Below are 7,203 nucleotides of genomic sequence, written 5' to 3' on the forward strand. Positions count from 1 at the left end.
GTAATTTGGCAAATACCTTTTGACTTTATCTACTTCTTAATTCTATGCCCCACCTTAATATTCCTTTAAATTTCAAAATTATGCCGTAAACATTTTTCATTAGAACTCTGGCTTTTAGAATTAGTAAATAGCAAGGCTGCTACGTCAAATATATAAGCTACTGAGCTCTTCATATCCTTCTTAAAATAAGATGATGTTTCTATTGAATGGCGATAAAGTAAAGTCACCGCGGAATTTATAAGAAGAGATCTCTTCTCACTAAGGGTGACTGCATTGCTAGATCATAGCTTTGAGCAAGTATTAAAAGATTATCAACCTTTGATTAAAAATCAAATGAAGCAGCTCAATATCTACACAAATTTTGAGGAATTTTATCAAGTTGGTCAAATTGCATTATGGAAGGCTTATTGTCATTATGAGCAAGAAAAAGGTCATTTTGCCTTTTATGCGAAGCAACGAGTTCGAGGAGATTTGATTGATTTTCTTCGTAAAGAGGCAAAGTATAAAGAGCATAATGTTATAAGTGACGCAGTAAAACTCCATCAGTACAGCATCGTTACAGAACATGAGGAATCTTCTTATGAAAGGTTCGTTCCTTATCTTCATTTATTATCATGTCGAGAAAAAGCGTGGTTCACTGAAACCATTATTCATCAACTGAAATTAAGCGAAATTGCGCAGAAATATTCGGTTTCTACCCATACTGTTGCTTCATGGCGAAAATCTGTCATCAAAAAACTCTCTTATATGATGAAGCCAGAGGAAAACTGATAAGATTGTTTTTATTTTTCAAATGAATTCGGGCACTTCTTGTCTCTTATTGATTTTATTTCCCGAAAAATAATATCTAATGTTTTGACAAATTAAAAAGAGGTTCGTACAATACTATCTTCACACTTGTTAGGTGCTTTGGCTGTTCGCTCTCTCAAGGCACTCTTCAGCCAGAGGGCGACAATGCCAAACTAACTTTACAAAAACAGATTTCGGAAAGCCCACTTTATCAACCGTTAAAGCTAAATTAAGTATTTTATAGAGAAAATGCAAATTCAACAGGGCCCTCCTTCTTTTGAAAAGATAGAGAGCCCTGTTCGTAACTTATTTGTGTATACATCTCATTACATGATAGGGTGACTTAGCGCAAAATACTTTATCTGTCAAAGAAATTTCAAAAAATCCTTAATCAAAGTTCGTTACCGCTCTTTTTGATGAATAGACGGCTTCCTTTTGACCACTTTCCTAGTTCCGGCGCTTTTTCCGGTGAATAGAGCTATCCCTTTTTACCGTTTTCGTGATGCGGCTCCCTTTTCGGGTGAATAGAACGCTCCCTTTTGACTACTTTTCGAGTTCAGCGCTCTTTTTGGGTGAATAGGTGGCTCCCTTTTGACCTCTTTCCTAGGTTCGGCGCTTTTTCCGGTGAATAGGCGGCTCCCTTTTGACCGTTTTTCGTGTTCAGCGCTGTTTTCTGGTGAATAGACTGCTTCCTTTTTAACGTTTTCGTGATGCGGCTCCCTTTTCGGGTGAATAGAACGCTTCCTTCCGACCACATTTCTGGTTCTAGCGAATGTTTCAAAACAGACGAAATAACGCCTTTGAGAGTCATTTCTCAAAGACGTTACGTCTACGATATGAGTAAGGTAGTTACCTTACTTTTTTACATAATTATTATTCAGTATCTTCTTCCATATCGTCATCCATCATTGGGTCTTCAGTTTCTGCTTCATCCATTGCTGGATCATCCATTGCTGGCTCTTCGTCCATCGCTGGGTCTTCCATTGCTGGATCATCAACCGCTGGCTCATCTAATGCTGGATCTTCAATAGCTGGGTCTCCTGCTGGATCTCCCATACCAGGATCATCTGTCGTGTCATCTCCGCATGCTGCTAAAACTCCTAAAGATAAAAGTGCTGCTGCTGTTGTCATTAAATATTTTTTCATTTCAATTACCTCCAAATAATATAGATTGTCATTTAAGTATGACTAACTTTTTTAACTTATCTGTTAGTCTGTCTGTATCTTAACAACTATATACATCACCGTCTATAGAATGCGTAGTTTTTAGGCATTCTATTACTGGATGTACAATTTGTCACATAAAGTAACATAAGAAAGTGAGAGAACTTTTAAAATTGAGAGGTTTAAAATTATTAATGATTGAAATCAGTACTGTTTCAGAAGCCCTCTCGAGTAATATGTCCAAATGTCTCGATTATATACTTTTTTTGTAATTATTTTTGGAGTAACAAAAAAACACTTTCTTGATTGAAAGTGTTTTTGCTTCATTTATTGGATAGCGAATGTCATATCTGCTTCCGCAGCCACTTCACCATCAACGGTTGCAATTCCACGTGCTTTTGCAACTGGTCCCTTCATACGAGTCATTTCTACTTCTAAACGAAGCTGGTCTCCTGGTTTTACTTGCTTTTTAAAACGGCATTTATCAATTCCAGCAAAGAAACCAATTTTCCCTTTATATTCTTCTTTTTGTAGCATTGCTACCGCAGCTGTTTGCGCTAAAGCCTCTACAATCAACACTCCTGGCATAACTGGATAGTCTGGGAAATGACCGTTAAAAAACTCTTCATTGGCTGATACATTTTTTATTCCTACTGCACTTTGACCAATTTCACATTCAATAATTCGGTCTACAAGTAGAAACGGATAACGATGTGGGATAATAGCTTTAATTTCTTCAATATTATACAAGTGACACCCATCCTTTATTTATGATTGTCTACATTATATCATAATTATTGGAGCTGCCTAAGTAGTGGATATTAGAGAATGTAAAAGCTTTTTTCAAATAAAAAAAGCACTTCATCATGGTCATTTCTCATGGAAAGTGCTTTCGCTTTTAATAGGTAAGAAATGAAGGGCTTACTCCACTTCACCCCTCATTAAATCAAGAATATGGTACCAGGTTTCAGGACGGATTGCATCTAACGGTTCATGTCCACCGACTACACCAAACCCAACCATCAAACCAATGATCAGACTACCACCTAATAGCAGAATAACTAATAATAAACGAACCCAAATCGGAAACATACGAATTCTTCCTTTTCTCTCTCGCTTCCTCTCAGCTCTGCTTTCTTCTTCATCAGAATGCTTTTGCTTTTCTTTTTTTAGCTCGCTACGTTTTTTGCCCTTTGACTGATTCTCTACTTTCTCCTTCTTAGATATCTCAGTTTCTTTGGATACTTTCGGAGAATGAGTATTCTTATCAGAATGATTAGACAAGTCTTTATCAGCCTTTTTTTTCATAGCATTTTCTTTTTTGACATTCTCTGAAGTTTTATTATTAGGGATTTGGTTTTCTTTTTCGCTCATTGGTTTCTCCTCAATTACTTATCAGAATCGTTTAATTATGTTTAACCACGTATTCCATTTACTAAACCTGACATTTGGTCTGCCATGGAAATAGCCGTAGAATTAAACTGATAATGTCGTTGTGCAATGATTAAATTATTCATTTCTTTTGACATATCGACGTTTGATTGTTCTAAAGCATTTTGCATAAGGTTTGCTTCATTTCCTACTACATCAACAAACACATCTGCTTCAGCATAACCTAACGCCTCAATATCTTGCAATTCAAAAGCATTTTCACCCACTGAATTTAAAAGCTGCGGATTTAATATCTGCCTTAATCCAAGCTGTGCCACTTCTTCTACTGTACCATCATTTAATGTAGCTAATAGCTGGCCATTGCTATGTAACTGAAATGAATCAAAGTTTGCTGGAATGGTAAGACGGTTGCCTTCATTATCCAATAAAAAGTCACCATTTGCGGTTACGAGCGTAAGTGTATCTAAATTATCAGGGTTGGCGGTTAAATAGAAATTTCCCGCTCTTGTTAATCTTTCAACCGTTTCAAGACCATTCTCAGCCTCAATTCTGAAGAAATGGTGTTTTTCAAGAATCGCAAAATCCAATTCACGGTCTGTATTTTGAAGAGCACCTTGTTCCATTCTTAAGGTCGTTTGTGCGACTTTCGCTCCTGCCCCCACACTTAAGCCCATTGGAGTCAATCTTCCAATCTCATCCTGAGGTCTTGATTGGTTCTGAAGCTGCTGTGATAACAAATCATGAAAATTCGCTTCTCTTCGCTTAAACCCTGTCGTTTGACTATTAGCTAGATTATGTGAAATCGTATCTAGCTGCTTTTGAATTTGATTCATGGTGACACTTGCAGAAATCATGGAACGATTCATCTCTGACCCTCACAATACAAAATATTTTTTAAAATGAAATCCATTTTTTATCCGAGACGACCGATTTCATTAACGGCTTTTTGCAAGCTTTGGTCATAGGCTTGAAGCACTCTTTGATTCGATTCAAAGCTTCGATAGGCATTCATCATTTCTGTCATCGTTTGAGTTGGGTCTACATTAGACTTCTCCACAAAGCCTTGATGTATTTGATAAGTGACTCCATCTAACCCAACAGCTTGTGGTAGTGCATCTGCTCCTTGATAGCTAAGAAGGCCGCTACCTTCTCTGATTAAATCAAGTGAATTCTCTATATAAACGACACCTAATTGTCCAGCGATGTCACCTTGAGCATTAACAATTACTCCGTTACCATTCACAGTAAATTCTGGTCCACCTACGTTAATAGCTTGTCCATCTGTATCTAAGACTAAATGACCACCCGCAGTAGTTAGCATTCCTTCTCCATCCACGGTGAATTGTCCATTTCGAGTATAACGCGCTTCCCCATCTTCTGCTTGTACAGAATAAAACAGAGCACCTGGCTGTCCATTTTCTGTTTCTGGCATCACGCCCTGCAGTAGTGCTACATCTGTAAACAACCCGGTTTCTTCAAGATCGCCCTGACGGAAATTAGGAACTTGCTCTTGAAGATAAACACCTGTAGAGAGCTCTCCTAAAATTTGATGTTGATTAATTGGTCCTGAATTAACATTCATGGCGGCCATTAGCATATTTGGGAAAGAACGCATTGTAGAACGATCGGCTTTAAAACCAGGTGTTTGTACATTTGCTAAATTATTGGTTAGCATTTCTTGGCGTTGCTGCTGAGCGACCATTCCTGCTGCCGCACCGTATAATCCTCTTAGCATTTTATACCTCCTTTTCATCTTCAGCCTAATTAATAAACACTAGAAAACATAAAAATTAGTAGCAATTAAGAGCTTTTACCGACACAATCATGTAAAGGCTTCATTTGCAAATTCATCATTTTACAAGTATCTTTTGAATTTCTTACCCTTTATTAAATTAGACTTCTTTTTTATATCGGTATATATACTTTTTATATTTGAACTTTTTTACTAGACATTTTATCTAAATTCTCTAAAATCATACCTGTGCCTTTAGCCACGCAATGCATTGGCTCTTCAGCAACTAATACAGGTACTTTAAGTTGATCGGCTAATAATAAATCTATTCCGTGAAGTAATGCTCCCCCACCGGTTAAAATAACGCCACGATCAATAATATCTGCAGATAATTCAGGAGGTGTTTGTTCAAGTACCTGCTTTGAGGCTTGTACAATATAAGAAACAGACTCTGTTAAGGCTTCCTGTATTTCTTCAGAGTTAACCGTAATGGTTCTTGGAAGTCCGCTTACCATATCTCGTCCACGAATATCAATCTCTTCATTGCGTGCACCCGGAAATACTGTTGCCACTTCTTTTTTAATATTTTCAGCTGTTCGTTCACCAATTAATAATTTATATTTCTTTTTAATATACGTTAAAATATCTAAATCAAATCGATCTCCTGCTACTTTTATAGAGGAGGCGGTGACGATATCCCCCATGGATAATACAGCAACATCTGTTGTTCCACCGCCTATATCTACGACCATGTTACCGCTTGGCTGAAATATATCCATTCCAGCTCCAATCGCTGCAACTTTTGGCTCTTCTTCTAAGTAGACATTTTTACCGCCACTTTTTTCCGCAGCTTCTCTGATAGCTTTTTGCTCAACTGACGTAATATTCGTTGGGCAACAAATTAAGATTCTCGGTTTCGAAAAAAGATTTTTCATATTAATTTTCGTTAAAAAATGCTTTAACATGGATTCTGTTAATTCAAAGTTAGCAATGACTCCATCTCTCATGGGACGAACAGCAACAATATTTCCTGGTGTACGGCCGACCATACGGAATGCTTCATCTCCCACAGCTAGCACTCGTTTTGAAGTTGTCTCAACGGCAACAACAGACGGTTCATCTAATACAATTCCTTTACCTTTAACATAAATTAAGACATTTGCTGTTCCTAAATCAATTCCAATATCTCGACCAAACATGATTTCATTTCCTCCCTGTTTTCCGAACATCGTACATTATAGTAATACGATTTACCTAATTTAAAATTTTATCATAAAAAAGGTCGGACAGGGATACCTTTTTCGAAATTTATTGCCTTGATTTGACAATATTTTCATCATTTTCGACTTGAGACTTTTTGTACTTGACCTTTGTCGCTTCACCACCTCGTAAATGGCGAATAGACTTGTGGTACTCAAGGATCTCCTTAACCTCATTTGCTAGGTCTGGATTTATCTCCGGCAAACGCTCCGTTAAATCCTTGTGTACGGTACTTTTCGAGACCCCGAATTCTTTGGCTATCGTTCTAACCGTTTTTCGTGACTCGACTATATACCTGCCAATCTTGATGGTACGCTCTTTGATGTAATCGTGCACACGACTCGCCTCCCTAATTCTGTGTTAGTGATTGGTACAGTTTATTAGAAAGGTTGGTCAGATATACCACAATCTTCATAGGACGAGCGCTGTTTTTGTGAAATCATGTGAAAACTTTATTATCGTGCACTGAGAGAAGAGGGTTTTGTAGAATTAGGACTTTCTTTGATTAGGGCTTTTTAGGGTGAATAGGAGGCTTTCTTTTTCGGTGAATAGCTCTTTCCCTTTTGACCAGTTTTTTGGCTCAGCGCTCTTTTTAGACGGATAGCGTTTTTCCTTTTGACCAGTTTTTTGATTGTGAGCTCTTTTCGAGTGGATAGCGCTTCTCCTTTTGACCGTTTTTCTGATTCTGAGCTCTTTTTGGGTGAATAGGAAGTCTCCCTTTTGACCAGTGTCCTGGAGTCGCTCGTATTTCGGGTGAATAGCGAGTCAAGTCTATATTTATGTGTAAAAGAATTCACAATGAGTTGCTGACTTTGTTAGGCTGTTTTTAAGTCGAACCTGTATTGGGCGTAGTCATACAAACTAAA

The 7,203-nt window shown here is 37.6% G+C and carries 8 protein-coding genes; 1 reads left to right on the plus strand and 7 read right to left on the minus strand.

Annotated features, from left to right (window positions below; translation table 11 throughout):
- The first annotated feature begins 273 nt into the window (after positions 1–273).
- Positions 274–771 (plus strand): sigma-70 family RNA polymerase sigma factor, encoded by a 498-nt coding sequence (locus AZF04_RS11935; RefSeq protein ID WP_061948921.1) that lies wholly within the window; start codon positions 274–276, stop codon positions 769–771.
- An 891-nt stretch (positions 772–1,662) separates the two neighbouring features.
- On the opposite strand, the gene AZF04_RS11940 is transcribed toward AZF04_RS11935, so the two are convergent.
- The 7 genes from AZF04_RS11940 to spoIIID form a co-directional block, all read right to left on the minus strand.
- Positions 1,663–1,935 carry a hypothetical protein gene (locus tag AZF04_RS11940; protein ID WP_045483256.1) on the minus strand — a complete coding sequence of 91 codons (273 nt, stop codon included), beginning with the start codon at positions 1,933–1,935 and terminating at the stop codon, positions 1,663–1,665.
- 345 nt (positions 1,936–2,280) lie between these two features.
- Positions 2,281–2,703, minus strand: a complete 423-nt coding sequence (gene fabZ / locus AZF04_RS11945; RefSeq protein WP_045483259.1) for a 3-hydroxyacyl-ACP dehydratase FabZ — start codon at positions 2,701–2,703, stop codon at positions 2,281–2,283.
- Between the two features lie 171 nt (positions 2,704–2,874).
- Positions 2,875–3,327, minus strand: coding sequence for a DNA-directed RNA polymerase subunit beta (locus AZF04_RS11950; protein ID WP_061948922.1), 453 nt, complete (start codon positions 3,325–3,327; stop codon positions 2,875–2,877).
- A 41-nt stretch (positions 3,328–3,368) separates the two neighbouring features.
- Positions 3,369–4,211 (minus strand): flagellar hook-basal body protein, encoded by an 843-nt coding sequence (locus tag AZF04_RS11955; RefSeq protein ID WP_061948923.1) that lies wholly within the window; start codon positions 4,209–4,211, stop codon positions 3,369–3,371.
- A 47-nt stretch (positions 4,212–4,258) separates the two neighbouring features.
- A complete protein-coding gene (locus tag AZF04_RS11960) occupies positions 4,259–5,080 on the minus strand; it encodes a flagellar hook-basal body protein (RefSeq protein ID WP_061948924.1) in 822 nt (273 codons plus the stop codon).
- A gap of 191 nt (positions 5,081–5,271) precedes the next feature.
- Positions 5,272–6,276: a rod shape-determining protein gene (gene mreB, locus AZF04_RS11965; protein ID WP_045483268.1), complete on the minus strand. Its 1,005-nt coding sequence runs from the start codon at positions 6,274–6,276 to the stop codon at positions 5,272–5,274.
- Between the two features lie 109 nt (positions 6,277–6,385).
- Positions 6,386–6,673: a sporulation transcriptional regulator SpoIIID gene (gene spoIIID, locus AZF04_RS11970; RefSeq protein ID WP_045483271.1), complete on the minus strand. Its 288-nt coding sequence runs from the start codon at positions 6,671–6,673 to the stop codon at positions 6,386–6,388.
- Positions 6,674–7,203: the final 530 nt, after the last annotated feature.

It is taken from the genome of Alkalihalobacillus trypoxylicola, assembly GCF_001590785.1.
Classification (GTDB): Bacteria; Bacillota; Bacilli; order Bacillales; family Bacillaceae_D; genus Alkalihalobacillus; species Alkalihalobacillus trypoxylicola.

What these genes read in the sequence shown, in the direction of transcription:
- AZF04_RS11940 (WP_045483256.1), bottom strand. Translation starts at nt 1,935, where the DNA reads ATGAAAAAATATTTAATGACAACAGCAGCAGCACTTTTATCTTTAGGA.
- AZF04_RS11950 (WP_061948922.1), bottom strand. Translation starts at nt 3,327, where the DNA reads ATGAGCGAAAAAGAAAACCAAATCCCTAATAATAAAACTTCAGAGAAT.
- AZF04_RS11955 (WP_061948923.1), bottom strand. Translation starts at nt 4,211, where the DNA reads ATGAATCGTTCCATGATTTCTGCAAGTGTCACCATGAATCAAATTCAA.
- AZF04_RS11960 (WP_061948924.1), bottom strand. Translation starts at nt 5,080, where the DNA reads ATGCTAAGAGGATTATACGGTGCGGCAGCAGGAATGGTCGCTCAGCAG.
- mreB (WP_045483268.1), bottom strand. Translation starts at nt 6,276, where the DNA reads ATGTTTGGTCGAGATATTGGAATTGATTTAGGAACAGCAAATGTCTTA.